Annotated in this window: 8 protein-coding genes and 1 riboswitch; of the genes, 1 reads left to right on the plus strand and 7 read right to left on the minus strand. The window is 71.7% G+C overall.

All coding sequences use genetic code 11. From position 1 onward, the window contains the following. Positions 1-22: 22 nt before the first annotated feature. The 7 genes from ACI78Z_RS01755 to ACI78Z_RS01785 form a co-directional block, all read right to left on the minus strand. Positions 23-1,471: a thioester reductase domain-containing protein gene (locus tag ACI78Z_RS01755; RefSeq protein ID WP_457034795.1), complete on the minus strand. Its 1,449-nt coding sequence runs from the start codon at positions 1,469-1,471 to the stop codon at positions 23-25. Then, positions 1,468-9,264: an SDR family NAD(P)-dependent oxidoreductase gene (locus ACI78Z_RS01760; protein WP_457034796.1), complete on the minus strand. Its 7,797-nt coding sequence runs from the start codon at positions 9,262-9,264 to the stop codon at positions 1,468-1,470. The genes ACI78Z_RS01755 and ACI78Z_RS01760 overlap by 4 nt, the downstream gene beginning before the upstream one ends. Before the next feature lie 708 nt (positions 9,265-9,972). Next, positions 9,973-12,372 (minus strand): FtsX-like permease family protein, encoded by a 2,400-nt coding sequence (locus ACI78Z_RS01765; RefSeq protein WP_457034797.1) that lies wholly within the window; start codon positions 12,370-12,372, stop codon positions 9,973-9,975. Beyond that, positions 12,372-13,208: an ABC transporter ATP-binding protein gene (locus ACI78Z_RS01770; RefSeq protein WP_457034798.1), complete on the minus strand. Its 837-nt coding sequence runs from the start codon at positions 13,206-13,208 to the stop codon at positions 12,372-12,374. The genes ACI78Z_RS01765 and ACI78Z_RS01770 overlap by 1 nt, the downstream gene beginning before the upstream one ends. Before the next feature lie 147 nt (positions 13,209-13,355). Next, entirely contained in the window at positions 13,356-14,246 is an 891-nt protein-coding gene (locus ACI78Z_RS01775; protein WP_457034799.1) for a deoxyribonuclease IV, read from the minus strand. 23 nt (positions 14,247-14,269) lie between these two features. Next, positions 14,270-16,267 carry a Stk1 family PASTA domain-containing Ser/Thr kinase gene (pknB, locus tag ACI78Z_RS01780; protein ID WP_457034800.1) on the minus strand — a complete coding sequence of 666 codons (1,998 nt, stop codon included), beginning with the start codon at positions 16,265-16,267 and terminating at the stop codon, positions 14,270-14,272. Positions 16,268-16,453: 186 nt separating this feature from the next. Further along, positions 16,454-17,911 (minus strand): glycine hydroxymethyltransferase, encoded by a 1,458-nt coding sequence (locus ACI78Z_RS01785; protein WP_457034801.1) that lies wholly within the window; start codon positions 17,909-17,911, stop codon positions 16,454-16,456. 27 nt (positions 17,912-17,938) lie between these two features. After that, positions 17,939-18,023, minus strand: a riboswitch (ZMP/ZTP riboswitch). Positions 18,024-18,110: 87 nt separating this feature from the next. Between ACI78Z_RS01785 and ACI78Z_RS01790 the strand changes: the two genes are divergently transcribed. Next, complete coding sequence (locus ACI78Z_RS01790) at positions 18,111-18,434, plus strand: Rv2175c family DNA-binding protein (RefSeq protein ID WP_457034802.1); 324 nt, start codon at positions 18,111-18,113, stop codon at positions 18,432-18,434. Positions 18,435-18,437: the final 3 nt, after the last annotated feature.

Raw genomic sequence — 18,437 nt, forward strand, 5'->3', positions numbered from 1 at the left:
ACGACCTCCCACGGGACGAGGGTCAGTCCGGGGGACCGACGAGCACCCGTCGATCGGCGAGCACCGGTGGGCGGAGGAAGCCGGTCCGGACGAAGTGCGACACGTAGCGTGCGAACACGTCCTCGTCCATCCGCGGGCACGTGATCGAGGTGCCGGCGAGTCCGTCCCGTGCCTGCTGGTCGTCGAACCGGACCGACCGTGCCGCGTACTGGGTGGCCATGAGGCTGCCGATCCGGTCCACCGTGTCCTGAGCCGCCGACGCCGGCCGGTCCTGTTCCGGTGGGGGGGCCGTCGGGGCCGCCGAGAAGAGCGGCGTCAGCGGGGACACCGCCCGTCCGTCGGCACGCCCGGCACGGCGGAGCAGCTCGGCCCTCCAATCGTCGTACGGGAGGAGCTCCAGCGGATAGCCCGACGAGCGGATCCAGTCGACCAGCTCGCGCAGGTGGACCGGCCGGGGGTTGACGAGGTGGAAGACGCTCCCGAGCGCCTGGTCGGACAGCGACAGGTGGACCATCGCCCTGCTGACGTAGTCGACCGGCGTCATGTCAATGGCGCCGTCCAGGTCAGGAGCGATGCCCTGCTCGACCCAGCTCTTCACGAGCTGGGAGACGAAGTCGTCGGTGTTCCACGCGCCGGTTCCGCTGTGCCCGGTGATGATGCCGGGTCGATAGACGGCCACGGGCAGGCCCCGGGACCGTGCGACGGTCACCACCTTCTCGGCGACCCACTTGCTCTGCGTGTACCCGCCGAAGAGGGTGCCGCCGTGGTCGAGGCTGTCCTGCTCCCGGACGACCGCGTCCCCGGGCCCACCGGCCAGGGGGAAGACCGAGAGCGAGGAGACGACGTACACCGGCTTGGCCCGTCCCCGACTGGCCAGACGGAGCACCTCCTGCGTACCCGCCACGTTCGCGGGCCTCAGACGGCTGTAGGAGGAGATCCAGTTGACGGCGGCGCCGTTGTGGTAGACGGCGTCGATGCGCGCCGCGAGGTCGTCGAACTGCTCGTGGGTCAGGCCGAGCAGCGGTCTCGACAGGTCGCCCACGACGGGGACGACGCGTGGTCGGCGATCCTCCCGATCCGGCACGTAGTACGCGAGGTTCCGCTGGATCCGCCGTCGCGCCTCCTCCACGTCGGCTGCGCGCACCAGGCAGGAGACGACTGCTCCGGTCTGCTCGAGCAGTTCGTGCAGCAGGAAGGCCCCCAGGAAGCCCGTGGCGCCGGTCAGGAGCACGTGTGCTCGCTCGGCCGGCCGTCCGCCGGGCGGATCGTCCGGTCGGATGGCCGGATCCAGCTCCACCTCGTCGGCCAGGTCGGAGACACGAGCCGCGAACCGGTCGCGTGCGCGCCTGGGCGGCGGTGGCGCGGGCGCGGCCGTCGGAACGCCCCGTGCCCTCTGCTCGAGCAGTCGCGCCAGCAGCGCCCGCTTCTCCGCCGGGGACAGCGCAGACAGGTCGGGAGGAGGCTGGCTCACGGTTTGGCCTCCTCGCTGACCTCGCCGGCCACCATCCCCTGCAGCATCGCCGACACTTCCTCGTCGGAGAGCTGCGCGACCTGTTCGAGAACCTGCTCCGCCGTCGGCTGCTCCGACGGTGCCGTGGCCGGGGGCGCCACCTCTCCGCCCAGCTGCTCGAACACGTACGCCGACAGGCCTGCGATGCTCAGGCCCTCCATGAACTTCATGGTCGGCACCTCGACGCCGACCATGGCCTCGATCTGGTTGCCGATCTCCACGGCGATGAGGGAGTCGAGTCCCAGGTTGAGCAACGGCTGCTCGACGTCGAGCTTCTCCGGTGACATCCCGAGCACGCGGGCCAGCTGGTCCCGGATCTGGGTCGACAGGAACGCTCGACGCTCCGACGGGTCAACGGCCAGGAGCGCGTCGACCAGCGATGCAGCGGCTCCGTCCCCGTCGTCCCCCGGCGTGGCCTCGATCAGGTGGGCGAAGCGCGGCGTCGATCGGATCAGGTGCACCTTCGCCAGCCGCGGCCAGTCGATGTGCCCCACACCGATCTGCACCGCGTCGTGCCGGAGGAGCTCGCCCAGGATCCTCAGCAACAGGTGCGCGGGCAGGGACTTCACGCCCACGTGGTCGAGCTTCTCGCCGATCTCCGGGTTCTGCGCGACGTACCCGACCTCGGAGACCGCCCCCCAGTTCACGGTCAGCGCCGGCAGCCCCTGGAGCCTTCGGTGGTGCGCGAGAGCGTCCAGGAACGCGTTGGCCGCCACGTAGTTGCCCTGTCCGGGATTGCCGATCATCGACGTCAAAGAGGAGAAGGAGACGAAGAAGTCGAGGGGATCGGTGAGGGTCTGCGTGTGGAGGTTCCAGGCGCCGAGCACCTTGGGTGCCATCACCGCTCGCATGCGCTCTGCGTCGAGCTGCGGCAGCAGCGCGTCGTCCAGCACCATGGCTGCGTGGACGAGACCACGCAACGGTGGCATCGTCCGGCGGATCTCGCCCAGTAGCGCGGCGACCTGGGACTCCGCCGTCACGTCCGCCGCGGCGACGATCACCTCGACCCCGGACTCGCGCAGAGCCGTCACGGCCGCCTCGGCCGCGGCCGACGAGAGACCGCTGCGGCCCACGAGCACGAGGTGGCGCGCCCCGTGGTCCGCGAGCCACCGTGCGACGGCCAGACCGAATCCGCCCAGGCCGCCGGTGACCAGGTACGTGCCGTCGTCCCGCAGCGCCAGCGGGGCCCTCGGTCGGGGCGTGACCGGGACGTCCTCGTGCATGGACACCACGACCTTGCCGGTATGCCTGGCCTGCGCCATGTAGCGGAAGGCGCTCACGGTGTCCGGGACGGGGAAGACGCGGTGCGGCAGCGGGTGGAGGGAGCCGTCGGCGAAGCCCTGCATGATGTCGTGCAGGAACGATCGGACGAGGTCGGGCTGCTGGGCGCACAGCTTGTCCAGGTCGACGGCGAACAGTGACAGGTTGTTCCGGAACGGGCGCAGCCCGAGCTTGCTGTCCTCGTAGATGTCGCGCTTGCCGATCTCGATGAACCGCCCGTAGGCGCCCAGGATCGACAGGCTCTTGGGGATCGCCTCACCGGCCAGCGAGTTCAGGACGATGTCAACGCCTCGGCCGCCGGTGGACCGCATGACCTCGTCGGCGAAGGCCAGGGACCGGGAGTCCATCACGTGCTCCACCCCCATCGCCCGGAGCAGGTCGCGCTTGCCCGGGGTGCCGGCGGTGGCGAAGACCTCGGCCCCGGCCCGCTGGGCCAGTTGGATCGCCGCCAGGCCCACCCCGCCGGCCGCGGCGTGGACGAGCACCCGGTCGCCGGCCTGCATGCGGCCCAGGTGGTGCAGGGAGTAGTACGCGGTGAGGAAGGTGATCGGGATCGTGGCAGCGTCCTCGAAGCCGGTGTGCGCCGGCCTGGGGACCACGAACCGCGCGTCGATGGTCAGGTGGGTCCGCAACGCCCCGGGGGCGGACGTGAGCACCGCGTCGCCCACCGCGAGCCCGTCCACGCCCGCGCCCACTGCGCTGATCGTCCCGGAACACTCCATCCCGAGCGCCTTGCCGGTGTACCCGCCCTCCAGGGCGTCGTCCGGCAGCAACCCCAGGGTGATCATGACGTCCTTGAAGTTGAGGCCGACCGCGTGCACCTCGATCTCGACCTCGCCGGGGCCGGGCTCGGTGCGCGGGGCCGCCACGAACGCCAGGTTGTCGAGGACGCCTGGTCGGGGGATCTCGACCTGGAAGGACGGTCGCGCTCCGTGCGGGACGACGTCCTGGTGCCGGCCGGCCACCGCTGCGAGCGGGACGTTCCGCAGCCTGTGGACGTAACGGGCCTCGCCGCGCAGCGCGACCTCGTCCTCCCCGTCGGGTGTCCGCAGTTCCTCGACGAACGACCCAATCTCCTCGGAGGAGGCGTCCGGGCCGAGGTCGACCAGGGTGCAGTGGAGCTGCGGGTGCTCGTTGACGATGACCCTGCCCAGGCCCCACAGGGGGGCCTGGGCGACCGAGACCATTCCGGCCGACGCGCCCGCGACCTGCGCACCTCGGGTGACCAGCCAGAGCCGTGGACTCTCCGTCCCGTCCGCTCCGGCGAGGACCTGCGCCAAGTGGAGCGCGCTGGTGGTGCCCAGTCCCTGCGCCGCCTCGAGTGCGGCTGTCGTGGTCTGCTCCGGTGGTGGCGTGTCGAGGCTCCACAGGTGGATCACGCCCTGGCACGGTTGCCCCTCGGCGCAGGCGTCCTCGACCAGCTGCCGCATGTCGTCGATCCGTGCCGGCCGGACCTCGAAGCGGTCGGCGGAGAGATGCCGGTACGTGTCGCCGGCGGATGCCAGGATCGGCGTCGCGCCGGAGCTCCGGAGTCGATCGGCCACCTGACGTCCGACGCCGGTGCTGTCGGCGAGGACCAACCAGCGACCCGGCTCCCCGGCGGGGGGAGCGGCTGACTCGCCGTCCTGGGGCGCCGGCTGGACGACGGGGCCGCGCGCCAGCAGGACCGAGTGCACGGCGCGGTCGACGGGTTCGGTGTCGGTCACCCAGGCGACGTCGGTGAAGCCGACGTCGGAGAGTACCTGCTGCCACACCGTCTGCGGGATCCAGGGGTCCGATCCGCGGAGACCGACGTCCTCGAAGCGCCACCAGCCCTCGAGCAGGCCGAACATCAGGGTGGCCGAGCGGGGGGTCCTGGTCCCCTCCAGGAGCAGCAGCAGTCCCTCGGAGGCCAGCAGGGCCGTGACGTTCGTCAACGTGCGGCGCAGATCGCGGGTGGCGTGCAGCACGTCCGATGCGACGACCAGGTCGAAGGAGTGCGGCTCGAACCCCTGCGCGACCGGATCCGCCTCGATGTCGAGGACCTGGTACTGGACGAAGGGGTGCGCGTGGAACTTCTGCTCGGCGTGCGCCAGCAGGAACTGCGTCATGTCGGTGAAGACGTACGTCGTCCGGTCGGCCGGCAGCTTGCGCAGGACGTAGGAGGTCATCCCGCCGGTGCCCCCGCCGACCTCCAGGATGCGCACGGTGCGGCCTTCCGGCAGGCGTGCCAGCGCCTGCGCGACCGCCTCCTGCGACAGCAAGTTGTAGATCCTGTACGTCGGTGCGTCCTGGTACAGGTGTTCGGACGTCGTCAGCGACCCCTGGGGGAAGATGAGCTGGAGCGGGTCGACGTCACCGTGGAGCACCTCCGCCAGCTTGTCGCCGCACTGACGGATGAGCGTGAGTTCCGCCTGGTAGGCGGGGAACCGCGTCCACAGCTCCCGCCAGATCAAGCCCGGATCGGCTGCGTTGGGGGTGCCGACGACGTGCCAGTGGCCGCCGGTGTGCTCGAGCAGCCCGTCCTCCGCCAGGATGCCGAGCAACCGTTCGAACAGCCGCCGGTGCTGCGGCACGACGCCGAGCCGGTCGGCGAGCGCGTCCGACGTGGAGCGGCGGTCGACGTCCGGTCGCCAGCCGAGTCGCCGGAGTGCCCGGAGGATGTAGGCCCGAGCCAGGACGCTGTCCTGCGGCTCCAGCTCCTCGTAGTACTGCCTGCGCTCGAGCCGCTCCGCCAGACCGGCCGCCACCGGCCGCAGCCGATCCACGATCTCCGAGGGGGAGGGGAGGTAGTCGGGCGGGCGGCGAACGTCCCCGGAACCGGAGCGCGGCTTCAACTTCCACTGGTACTCGTACAGGTAGTTGTCCCACCGCTCGGTACCGCGTCCGACCGGCCGGCACACGAATCCCCGGACCTCCGCCCGGACGGTCCCGGTCTCGTCCAGCAGTCGGATGTCGCCCGTGATCCGCGACGGGCCGTGGTCGACCAGCCGGGCGTGGACGTGGACGCGGCGACCGGGGCGGTCGAACAGCCGGACCTGGTCGATCTGCACAGGCAGGTAGGCACCTGCCGCGTCGGCCCGGGCCGTCCTCCTCGACGCGACCGCGCCCAGCAGCACCTGGAACGCGGCGTCCAGGATCGTCGGGTGCACCTCGTAGTCGTCGAAGTCGTCCTCGGGTGCGGCTTGGAGCTCGACCTGTCCCAGCGCCTCGTCCTCGGCGATCCAGAGTCGCTCGATGCCCTGGAAGCGGGGGCCGTACTGCATGCCCGCCGCGGCGAAGAGCCGGTAGACGTGGTCCTTGGCGATCTCGCGACCGCAGCGGCCGCGGATGAGCTCCAGGGGCGTGCTCGCCGGAGCCTCGCCGTCGTCCGCCCGGCCCAGCCTGCCGGTCGCGTGCCGCACCCACTCCTGGTCCGCTCCGTCGGCGCGGCTGTAGACGTCGAAGGACGCCTGGCCCGGACTGCGGACCAGTTGCACCGCGAGCGGGTGCCCGCCGGACAGGAACATGGCCCGCTGGAGCGCGATGTCCTCCGCGACGTACGGCCGCTGGCCGGAGCTTTCCCGCGCGGCCGCGAGGGCCATCTCCACGTAACCCGCCGCGGGGTAGACCACGGTGTCCTGGATGCGGTGGTCCGCCAGGTAGGGGAGCGTCTCGGTGTCGAGTTCGGCGTGCCAGACGGGGTACGCCGCCTCCACCTGGTTGCCCAGCAGGGGGTGCCGTTTCGCGCCGAGCCGCTCGCGCCGGCCCCGGTCCGACTCGTGCCAGCAGCGCTCCCGCTGCCAGGGGTAGGACGGCAGCCGTACCAGCCGGCCCCCCTCGGGGTACTGCCGCTGCCAGTCGACCGGGTAGCCGGAGGTGTAGAGCTTGCCGAGGGTGCCCAGCAACTGCGCCCGTTCCGGTTCCTCGCGCCGGAGCGACGGCAGCACGGTCGCCTCCCGCCTCGCCGCTGCGGTGCACTTCGCGATCGACGTGACCAGCACCGGGTGTGCGCTGATCTCCAGGAAGAGGTCGTGGTCCGCGTCCAGGAGCGCGTCGATCGCCGCCGCGAACCGCACCGGCTCGCGCACGTTGTCCCACCAGTAGGCGGCGCCGAGTTCGGGACCCTCGACCGATCGGCCCGTGACGGTGGAGAACAACGGGATCGTGGCGGGCCGGGGACGCAGGTCGTGCAACGAGGCGTGCAGCTCGGACCTGAGCGGGTCCATGCGCGGGCTGTGGTACGGCACGTCCACCTGGAGGAAGCTGCAGAAGGTCATCGCCGGCTGCAGGGACGCCGCGATGTCCTCGAGGACGGCGGCGTTCCCGGACAGCGTGACGTCAGCGGGACTGTTGACCGCCGCGATCGAGACATGGTCCTCACGGCCGGCCAGCAGGCGTTCGGCCTCCTCGACCGGCAGCCCGACGGCCAGCATCTTCCCCTGCCCGGTGGCCTGCTGCTGCAGGCGGCTGCGGTGGAAGACCAGCCGGACGGCGTCCGCCAGGTCCAGCACACCGGCGACGTGTGCGGCGGCGACCTCGCCGACGCTGTGCCCGACGATGGCCGCCGGCTCGATGCCCCAGGATCGCCAGAGCGTCGCCAGTGCGACCTGGAGGGCGAACGTGGCGGGTTGTGCGACGGCGGGCTCGTTCATGCGCGAGCGCGTCTCCTCAGCGGTCAGCTCGTCCCACAGCGACCACTCGGCATGCTGTCGCAGCAGGGCGTCACACTGCTCGATCACCTGGCGGAAGACGGGTTCGTCGTCGAGCAGTTGCCGTCCCATGGCCCACCACTGCGGGCCCATGCCGGAGAACACGAAGACCGGCTGCTGCGCCCGCCCCGGCACACCACGGCCGGACGACATGTGCGGTCGTGCCTGTCCCGCCGCAAAGGCGTCCAGCCGCTCGACCAGTTCCTCCGTGGACCGGGCCACGACCGCCAGGCGGTGGTCGTGGTGCCCTCGTCGCAGGCTGGTGGTGTAGCCGATGTCGGAGAGCGACACCTCGCCACCCGAGGCCGGGTCCGTCAGGAACGACACGAGGGACCGGGCGCGGGCCGCCAACGCCTCGGGGCTGCGAGCGGACAACGGCACGAGCAGCGCGCGGGCACCGCGCCTGCCGTCGTCCGGCCCGTCGTCGAGGCGCTCGTCGGGGCGACGGGGAGCCGCGCCCAGGATGACGTGGGCGTTGGTGCCGCCGAACCCGAACGAGTTCACACCGGCCAGCCGTGGTCCCGCGCCGGTGTCCGGCCACTGCTCGACGGTCCGGGGCACGCGCAGGTGCAGGGCGTCGAAGGGGATGTCGGGGTTCGGTGTCGTGAAGTGCAGATTCGGCGGGATCTGTCCGTGCTCGAGGCTCAGCACCGTCTTGATGAGCCCGGCGACACCCGATGCCGCCTCGAGGTGACCGACGTTGGTCTTCACCGAGCCGACGACGCACGTGTCCTGCGCGGCGCGGTCACGGCCGAGGACGGCGCCGATCGCCTTCAGCTCGATCGGGTCGCCCACCGGTGTGCCGGTGCCGTGGGCTTCGACGTACTGGACTCGCTCCGGCGTGATCCCGGCCTGGCGGTAGGCGTCGCGGAGCATCGCCTCCTGAGCGGCGCCGTTGGGCAGTGAGATGCCGGCGGTGCGGCCGTCCTGGTTGACGGCGGTGCCCTGGATGACGGCGTGGATCGGATCACCGTCGGCCAGGGCTCGGGACACCGGCTTCAGGACGAGCACACCGGCGCCTTCCGAGCGGACGTATCCGTTGGCGCTCGCATCGAAGCTCTTGCACCGGCCGTCGGGGGCCAGCATGGCCGCCTTGCTGAACCCGATGGTCCCTTCCGGCCTGAGGATCAGGTTCACGCCACCGGTCAGCGCCACGTCGCACTCGCCGTTCCAGATGCTCTGGCAGGCCATGTGCGTGGCGACGAGCGACGAGGAGCAGGCGGTGTCGATTGCCAGGCTCGGCCCGTGCAGGTCGAAGAGGTAGGAGAGGCGGTTGGCGGCGATGCAGAGCGCCAGTCCCAGGTTCGTGTAGGCGTTGATCGAACGGCGCTCGATCGTGCTGGTCTGGATGCCGCCGTAATCGAGGGTCGCGATGCCGATGAACACGCCGGTGTTCGTCCCGGCAAGTCGCTCCGGTGCCATCCCGGCGTCCTCGATCGCCTCGTATGCGACCTCCATGAGCAGGCGCTGCTGCGGATCCGCTCGCGTCGCCTCACGTGGGGACATGCCGAAGAACGAGGCGTCGAACTCGTCGACACCGCGGATAAACCCGCCCCTGGCGGCATATGTCTTGCCCGGAGTGGCCGGATCGGGGTCGTAGAAGGCGCGGACGTGCCAGCGGTCCTCGGGTACCTCGGTGATGGCGTCGACGCCGTCGGTCAACAGGCGCCAGAACCGTGCCGGATCGTCGGCTCCGCCCGGGAGACGACACCCCATCCCGATGATCGCGATCGGTTCTGTCCGGTGACCGGGGCGGACCTCGTGACCGGGGCGGAGCGTCGTGTCGTTCTCAGGCTGGCTCATCCGTCATTCCCTCGATGCGAGCCGGCGTGTTGCACCGCCGACGGGAACGGGTCGTTCGGCTGGGCGATCTACGGGCGCGCTGACGACCCAGCTGCTGCGCTGCTGGGTGGGGATCCCGGGCCTATCCACGCCGTCGCGGGGCCGGGCAGGTCGGGTCGTCAGGGGACGTGACCGACGGCCGGCGTCTTCTCGGCTGTGCCGTGGTCACGCGGGGTGGAGATGTGTGGAATCGACGGCGAGGACCGGCATCTCGGAGAATTCCCGAGAAAGTGCATGCGGAATGGGCCCATGCTGTGGCAGTGGGTCGCCGCGGTACCCGCAGCTACGCCGGGATCGCGCTGCGGAAGTGGTTCGATCGAGCGGGACAGGGAGGCCATGCACCCCGGCGGAAGCACCTGGCAGCGGTTGGCTGGATCGACGTCGTCAGGTCCGTTTCATCGTCCTCATCCCATCAAGGGAGGTCCGCCGAAGTCCGCATACCGTCCCGTCGTGGCGCGCTGCTGTCAATGGAGAACCGCGCCGGAATGGAATCGGAAAGCCACCGTGTCGGCGCGTCGGCGGTCGTGGCGGCGCACCGGCTCCCGCTGTCGGACCGTGCGTAGCTGCGGCTGGCCGGCTCGAACGCGTGCGAGCCGGCCGGTGGCGACGGGGGCTCGTCGCCGGGTCACGGCCGCGAGCGACGGCTGCCACCTCCGGGCCGCGTCGCGGTCACTCGTAGCCGAGCACCTGGCGCACGCTCAGGTGTGCGGCGTGCCACGCGGGGAGGAGGCTGGCCAGCGCGGCGAGGATGCCGACGAGCGCGACCCAGAACACGGCGCCACCCAGCGAGAAGGTGTAGCTCAGCGGCGCGCGGGTGAACTCCTCTCCGACGACGTCGCTCAGCGCCGTGCTGATCGGCACCGCGAGGGCAGCGCCGACGGGAGCGCTGAGCAAGCCGATGAGGATGCCCTCGACCACGAAGATTTTCAGCACTCCGCCGTCCGATGCGCCGATGGCGCGCATGACGCCGATCTCCCGCGCGCGCTCGTGGACGTTCATGCTCATGGTGCCCATCAGGCTCAGCGCACCGACGACGGCCAGTAGCGTCGCCAGGATCGACAGGAAGACGGTCAGCACGTCGAACTGGGACCGGATCGCTTCGTTGTTCGCTGCTGTCGTCCTGATCGACGTCGTCCCCGTGCCGCTGTCGTCGTACCGGTCCTGCAGTGCGGTGGCGACGGACGTCTGGAACGCGGCGTCGTGCTGTGTCGTCCCGACGCGCAGGCTGCTGTCGAGCTCCGCGGGCGGGACGACACCCGAGAGGTCGTCGAGGTCGACGTAGCCCGTGCCGATCCGGATGAACGTCGCGGACAGCGTCGTCTGGGCGATGCCGACGACCTCCCAGGTCGTTTCCCGCCGCTCGATCCTGAGCGTGATCTCGTCGCCCACGCCGATGTCCGGTGCGTTCGCCAGCACGTCGGTGTCCAGCACGATCGCGCGGTCGTCCTCCGGGCGCAGCCAACGTCCCTCCAGGATGACCGGACGGAGCAGATCGGTGTCGGCCGGCAGCGCATCGAGCTCGAAGCTGGAGCCCTCGCTCCCGCCCGGACGTACCTGGCGCGCGGTGCTGCTGCCCCAGCTCTCCGCTGCCGCGACGCCCGGTACCTGCATCGCCGTGTGCTCGATCGTCCCGCCGTCGTAGGCCGCGTCGAAGTCCACGCTGATGTCGTAGTTCAGGTAGGACATCGACTCGTCGAGCGTGGTGAGCAGGGATGCGCGGATACTGAAGACGGCGATGAAGATGGCTCCCCCGAGAGTGAGCGTCGCGATCGTGAGGACCAGTCGTGTCTTGCGCCGGAGTGTGTTGCGCAGCGAGAGCAGCAGTGGACGGGACAGCCCGCGTATCCGCTGGATCACCCGATCGACGCGGCTCCGCCCGAACTGGCCGCCCCCGACGCCGTGGAAGCCGAGGGCCTCCCGGACGGTGATGCGGACGCCGGAGACGACCGGGTACAGCGCTGCCGCCAGGGGCACCAACAGACCGACGGCGATCTCCAGGCCGAGCACCTGCACGGGGATGCGGAAGCCGGTGGAATCGAAGTTGATCAGGCCCGCGAGGTACCGGGAGATCCCGTACGCCGCCACCGAGGCCAGAGGGATCGCGATGCACAGGGCGATCAGACCGAGGATGAGCACCAGGCCGAGGTACAGCCGCACGAGCTGGCCGTTGCGCGCCCCGATCGACTTCATCATGCCGATCTGGCGCACCTGTTGCATCAGCAGCGCCGAGATCGTGTTGACGACCAGGAAGCCGCTGAGCAGCAGCGAGAGCAGGGCGATCGCACCGAGGACCACGACCATCGGTTGCAGGACGTCGTCGGCGGCGAACGTGCCCGGCTCGGGGATCCACATCCAGTCGACGGTCCGCCCGCTCTGCTCGACCTCGTCCCTGACGTCGTCGATCACCGCCTGGACGTGTCGCTCGTCGGCGGTGTTGCCGTCGACGAGGAGGTGCAGCGTGTTGGAGGCGCGGGGGTAGCCGAGCCGTTCGAGCGTGTCGAAGGTGATGTACCCGTACGGCGTTCCGGAGAACGAGGCCGGGACCTTGTTCAGGTCGTGGGCGAGGCCGGCGATGCGCAGCTCGCGCTCGGTGCCGTCGGACGGCCGGATCACCAGGGAGTCGCCGACGTCCGCATCGGTCAGTCCGAGCGCGGCGCGCTCGATGAGCACCTGCTCCTCCGGCGGCGGCCACGCTCCGCGTTCCGGCCTGACCTTGTTGAGCCGGATGTCGTCGAAGTCGTCGATCGCCTCGAGCCGCAGGTTGCGCCACTCGTCCGGTCGGATCTGCAGGCGCACGACGACGCTGGCGCGGCCTTCTGCCTCACGCACGTCCGGCATGTCCTGTACGGAGCGGATCAGCTCCTCGTCGAAGGGTGCCGTGAAGAGGATCGCGCTGCTGGGGTCGATCGCGGCGTAGTCGGCCGACAGATCGCGCGACATCACGACCCAGGTGCCGGCCGTGGTGCCGACGGCGAAGACGCCGACGGCGATCGACAGCGCGACCAGCAACGTGCGCGTCTTGTTGCCCCGGAGGTCGCGTAGCACCTTGCGCCAGCGGGGGCGGGTCATCAGGTCCTTCCGACGAGGGACGGACGCTGGTTCGTGACCTCGTCGACCACCTGCCCGTCGCGGAGGACGACGGCCCGGGTGACCTGCCGCGCCAGATCGGCGTCGTGCGTCACCATCAGGATGGTCTTGCCCGCCTCCACCAGGTCCTCGAACAGGCGGAAGACCGCGCCGGCGGTCTGCGAGTCGAGGTTCCCGGTCGGTTCGTCGGCCAGGAGGATCGGTGGGTCGTTCGCCAGCGCTCGGGCGATCGCCACGCGCTGCTGTTGGCCGCCGGACAGTGCCGTGGGGAGCTTGTCGGCATGGTTGGCCAACTCGACCTGGACCAGCAGGTCCATCGCCCGTTCCCGCCGCTCCCGCGGGGGGAACGTGTGGCAGAAGTCCATCGGCAGCATGACGTTCTCGATCACGGTGAGCGTGGGCAGCAGCTGGAAGAACTGGAAGATGACACCGAGCGTCCGCCCACGCCAGGGGGCGATCCGCCGCTCGCGGAGGGAGTGCACGGCCGTGCCGTCGACGAACACCGCTCCTGACGTCGGGCGGTCGATACCGGCGATGATGTTGAGGAGTGTCGATTTACCGCTGCCGGATTTCCCGATCACGGCCACGAACTCGCCGGGATCGATCCGGAGGCTCACGCCGTCGAGTGCGGTGAACACCCCGGCGGCACTCTCGTAGCGTTTCACGGCCTGCCGGACGTCGATCAGACGCGCAAATTCGGGGGTCCGGTGACGCCCCTCCGGCATGCCCATGTCTGCCACCCAGCACGATCTGCTCACAACATGCTGCGGATTGGATGAACCGACGTCATCGAGCGGGACATCCGCGGTCAGGATCACGTGAATGGTTCTGCGGGAGCATCAATACACTAGCAGGGTTGATTTCATCAACGGTGTCGGTCGTACACGGTGGGTGAGGGAGGGCGCCGCCGGAGGCCGGGCCCGTGGGCCAGTGGAGGTCGCGGACCGATCTCCGGGCCATCGGGCTCAGGCGGCGGAGGCCTCGCCGGCCACGGTGCCGTCGCGCAGTGCGCACAGCAGCGCGATGTCGGCCGCGTGCCCGGCCGACGCCACGCCGTCCCGCTCGCTGGGCGTCTCCACCACGACGGGGACGCCGGCCATCGACCGGTGGGCCAGCAGCTCGGCGAACGGCGCGACCCCGATCGAGCCCTCACCGATGGTGGTGTGCCGGTCCCGCTTGGAGCCGCACGCGTCGAGCGAGTCGTTGGCGTGCACCAGGCCCAGCCGGCCGGGGCCGACGGTGGCCTCCAGGGCGTCGAGGGCCGCGGCCATCCCGCCGGGGACGGTCAGCTCGTGGCCGGCCGCCCACGCGTGGCAGGTGTCGAAGCAGACGCCGAGCAGCGGGTGGTGCTCGAGCGCGGCGAAGTACGGGCCGAGGTCCTCCACCGTGGCCGCGAGCGACTTCCCGCCGCCGGCGGTCGGCTCGACCAGCAGCCGCGGGCCGTCGTCCGGCGCGGCGTCGAGCACCGGCAGGAGCCGCTCGTGCAGCTGGCGCAGCGCGTCCTCGTAGCGGTCCTCACCGACCGCCGACCCGGCGTGCACGACGACCCCCTGGCAGCCGAGCTGCGCGCCCTGGGCCAGGTTGTGCGCGATGGAGGCGATCGACTGCTCGACGGTCGCCTCGGTGGGGGAGCCCACGTTGACCAGGAAGGGGGTGTGGATGAACGACGGCACCCCGCGCTCGGCGCAGCCGGCGGTGAAGAGCGCGTCCTGCGCCGGGTCGCCCGCGGTCAGCTTCCAGCCGCGCGGGTTGCCGACGAACACCTGCACGGCCCGCGCGGCCACGGCGTCGGTGTAGGCCAGGCCGCCCCTGGCCAGCCCGCCCTTGATCTGGATGTGCGCCCCGATCGGCGGCACACCTGCAGCAGTACGCAGCGTCCTCAGTCCTGTCCGAACGTCACCAGGATCGTCACCGAGGTGCCGATCTCGACCGTCTGGCCGGCGGCCGGGCTCTGCCGGAACACCCGGTCGCCGAAGAACTGGCTCACCTGCACCTTCAGGCCTGCCTGCTGGAGCAGCGCGGCCGCCTCCTGCTGGCTGCGGCCGACCACGTCGGGCACCTGCACCTGCGGCAGCCCTGCCGAGACCTGGAGGGTGACGGTGCTCTCGTAGGGCGCCTGCTGGCCGGCGGCCGGGCTGACCGCCATGACCTCGCCGGGGTCGACGTCGGCGCTGCGGCCCTCGGTGCGCTCCACGGTGAAGCCCAGCGTCGACAGGTTCGCCGTCGCCTCCTCCGGCGAGAGCCCGACGACGGCAGGCACGGTCACCGGCTCGTGCCCGCGGCTGACGTAGACCACCAGCTCCTGGTCGCGCTTGAGCTCGGTGCCGGCCTCGGGCTCGAAGCCGGTCACGTGGCCGACCGGGATGTCGTTGTCGTAGTCCTGCACCTCGCGGGGGACCACGGGGACGTCCTCCAGCGCGGCGCGGACCTCCTCCACCGGGAGGCCGACCCACCCCGGGTCTGCCTCGAACCGCTCGGGGCCCTTGGAGACCACCAGCCGGACGTCGGTGCCGCGGATGGCCTCACCGCCGTCGGGTTCGGCGGAGATGACCACGCCCTCGGCGACGTCCTCGCTGAACCGCTCCTCGCAGCAGTCGGGGGTGAGCCCGGCCTCCTGCAGCAGGTCGATCGCGGCCGCCTGCTCCGTGCCGGCCAGCTGCGGCACCGTCGTCCACCGGCCGGACCCCAGCCACCAACCGACCGCGCCGATGGTGACCGCGGTGAGCAGGACGAGGGCGACGGCGAGCCGGGCGCGGCGGCGGCGGATGTGCGCCGGCACGCCGGGGCGGGTCCGCTCGGGCGCGGGCCGCCGTGTCCCCGGGTCGGTGCCGCCGGGCACGGGGCCGGCCAGCATCGAGGTGCGGCTGCTGCCGCGGCCGGGCCGGGTGCCGCCGGGGCCGAGCACCTCGGTGCGCGGGGCACCCGGCTCGCCGGTCTGCCGCGTCGGGCGGCTGGGCCGGTTGGTCGGCCGGAGCGTCTCGGGGCCGGCGGTGCTGCGGCCGGTGGGCACGGGCACCCGCTCGATGCGGAGGTCGTTGCGCACGTCCTCGAGGTCGGCGAGGAACGCGCCGGCGTCCAGCGGGCGGACGGCGGGGTCGCGGCGGGTGGTGCGCGCGACCAGCTCGTCGACCTCCCACGGCAGGCCCGGCACCTCGTCCGACGGCGTCGGCATGTCGTGGTGCACGTGCTGGTAGGCCACCGCCAGCGGGGTGTCCCCGCCGTAGGGCGGGTGGCCGGTGAGCATCTCGTAGAGCACGACCCCGGCGGCGTACACGTCGCTGCGGGCGTCGGCCTTGCCGCGCTCGAGCTGCTCGGGGGAGAGGTAGGCGACCGTGCCGATGAGCACGCCGCCGGTGTGGCTGGTCTGCCCGGTGCCGGTCAGCGCGCGGGCCAGGCCGAAGTCGGCGACCTTCACCACACCGTCGGCGCCGATGAGCACGTTCTCGGGCTTGATGTCGCGGTGCACGATGCCGGCGCGGTGGGCGGCGGTCAGCCCGGAGAGCACCGGCTCCAGGACGGCGAAGGCCTCGGCGACGGTGAGCCGGCCGCGCGCCTGCAGCAGGTCGCGCAGCGTGCGGCCGCGGACCAGCTCCATGACGAGGAAGACCAGGCCCTGGTCGCTGCCCTGGTCGCTCACCGAGACGACGTTGGGGTGGCTGAGCATCGCCGCGGCCCGCGCCTCGCGGGTGAACCGGTCGACGAACGTCGGGTCGTGGGCGAGGTGCTCGGCCATGACCTTGACCGCGACGGTGCGGTGCAGCCGCAGGTCGGTGGCGGCGTAGACGGTGGACATCCCGCCCCGGGCGAGGCGCTCCTCGAGCAGGTATCGCCCCTCGAGGACGAGGCCGACCACGGGGTCGGTCACGGCGGTGTCCACCCGGCCGAGTCTAGGAGCGCGTCCCGCTCGCGCCGGCCGTACACGCGGAGCGCCGTCAGGTGTGACGGGCTCACTCGTCACACCGGTCTCGGTGCACTCACCCTGCCGAGATCACGCGATCTCGCACCGTTGCAGCGCCGCGGGCGTGCGAGATGGCGCGATCTCGACTCGAGGTCTCGGGCCGGCTCAGGCCAGGTCGAGGCCGGGATAGAGGGGGTGACGGTCCAGCAGCTCGGCGGCCGCGGCGCGGGTCCGGCCGGCCAGGCCGTCGGTGGTGGCGTACTTCGCCTTGGACGGCGAGCCGTCGCGGGTGGCGGTCGGCGTCGTGTTCGACAGGACGTCGACGATGAGCTCGGCGGTGCGGTCGAACTCGTCCGCCCCGAACCCGCGGGTGGTCAGCGCCGGGGTGCCCAGCCGGATGCCGGAGGTGTACCAGGCGCCGTTCGGGTCGGCCGGGATCGCGTTGCGGTTGGTGACGACGCCGGCGTCCAGCAGCGCGGACTCCGCCTGCCGGCCGGTGAGGCCGAAGCCGGAGACGTCGACGAGCACCAGGTGGTTGTCGGTGCCGCCGGTGACCAGCCGCGCGCCGCGGCGGGTCAGGCCGTCGGCGAGGGAGACGGCGTTGTCGACGATGCGCTGGGCGTACCCGGCGAAGGCGGGCTGCCGGGCCTCGGCGAAGGCGACCGCCTTGGCGGCCATGACATGGGGGAGCGGTCCGCCGAGCACCATCGGGCAGCCGCGGTCGACGGCGTCGGCGTACTCGGGCTGGGCCAGCACCATGCCGCCGCGCGGGCCGCGCAGCGACTTGTGCGTCGTGGTGGTGACGACGTGCGCGTGCGGCACCGGGTCGAAGTCGCCGGTGAAGACCTTCCCGGCGACCAGGCCGGCGAAGTGGGCCATGTCGACGACGAGCGTGGCGCCCACCTCGTCGGCGATCTCGCGCATCCGGGCGAAGTCGACGCGGCGCGGGTAGGCCGAGTAGCCGGCCATGAGGATCAGCGGGCGGAACTCCCGGGCCCGCGCGCGGACGGCGTCGTAGTCGAGCAGCCCGGTCCCCGGGTCGGTGCCGTAGGAGGACTGCTCGAACATCTTGCCGCTGATGTTCGGGCGGAAGCCGTGGGTGAGGTGGCCGCCGGCGTCCAGGGACATGCCGAGCATCCGCTGGTCACCGAGCTGGTGGCGCAGCGTGGACCAGTCGGCGTCGGTCAGCTCGTTGACGTGCCGGACGCCGGCCTTCTCCAGCGCCGGGGACTCCACGCGGGAGGCCAGCACCGCCCAGAAGGCGACCAGGTTGGCGTCGATGCCGGAGTGCGGCTGGACGTAGGCGTGCGGCGCGCCGAACAGCTCGCGGGCGTGCTCGGCGGCCAGCGCCTCGACGGTGTCGACGTTCTGGCAGCCGGCGTAGAAGCGGTGGCCGACCGTGCCCTCGGCGTACTTGTCCGACAGCCAGTTGCCCATGGTGAGCAGCACCGCGGGGCTGGCGTAGTTCTCGCTGGCGATCAGCTTGAGCGAGGCCCGCTGGTCGGCCAGCTCCGCGCCGATCGCGTCGGCCACCCGGGGCTCCACGGCCCCTATGACCTGCAGCGCGCTGCGGTAGGCGGCCGAGGCGGTCTCGGCGACGGAGGTGGCGGTGGTGTCGGTCATGGAGGGCTCCAGCGCGAGGGGACGACGGGTGGGTGCCCAGGCGCCCGGCGGGGTGGTGCGGGCCGCTCCCCGGTGGTGGTCCACCTCAGCAGCGCCAGTCACGGCCCCGCGCCATGGTATCCGGGCAGCCCGGCGGGGGTCCGGCGTCCCGGGGGACGGCGGACGGCGCGGGTCGGGTCGGGTCATAGGCTCGCATGTCATGGAGACGCTCACCCCCGCGGAGGTCGCCGGCGTACTGGGGGTCTCGCCGAACCGGGTCCGTCAGCTGCTGCGCGAGAACAAGCTCCTGGCCGTGCCGGGCAGCGGCAACAGCCGGATCCCGGCCGACTTCCTCCGGGACGGCGCCGTCCTCAAGCACCTGCCCGGGCTGATCACCGTGCTCAAGGACGGCGGGTTCAGCGACGAGGAGGTGTTCGAGTGGCTGTTCCGCCCCGACGAGACGCTGCCCGGCACTCCCGTCGAGGCGCTGCGCGGCGACCGGCACGCCGAGGTCACCCGGCGCGCCCAGGCCCTGGCCTTCTGACCC

It is taken from the genome of Geodermatophilus sp. SYSU D01176, assembly GCF_054050015.1.

What these genes read in the sequence shown, in the direction of transcription:
- ACI78Z_RS01760 (WP_457034796.1), bottom strand. Translation starts at nt 9,264, where the DNA reads ATGAGCCAGCCTGAGAACGACACGACGCTCCGCCCCGGTCACGAGGTC.
- ACI78Z_RS01765 (WP_457034797.1), bottom strand. Translation starts at nt 12,372, where the DNA reads ATGACCCGCCCCCGCTGGCGCAAGGTGCTACGCGACCTCCGGGGCAAC.
- ACI78Z_RS01785 (WP_457034801.1), bottom strand. Translation starts at nt 17,911, where the DNA reads ATGACCGACACCACCGCCACCTCCGTCGCCGAGACCGCCTCGGCCGCC.
- ACI78Z_RS01790 (WP_457034802.1), top strand. Translation starts at nt 18,111, where the DNA reads ATGGAGACGCTCACCCCCGCGGAGGTCGCCGGCGTACTGGGGGTCTCG.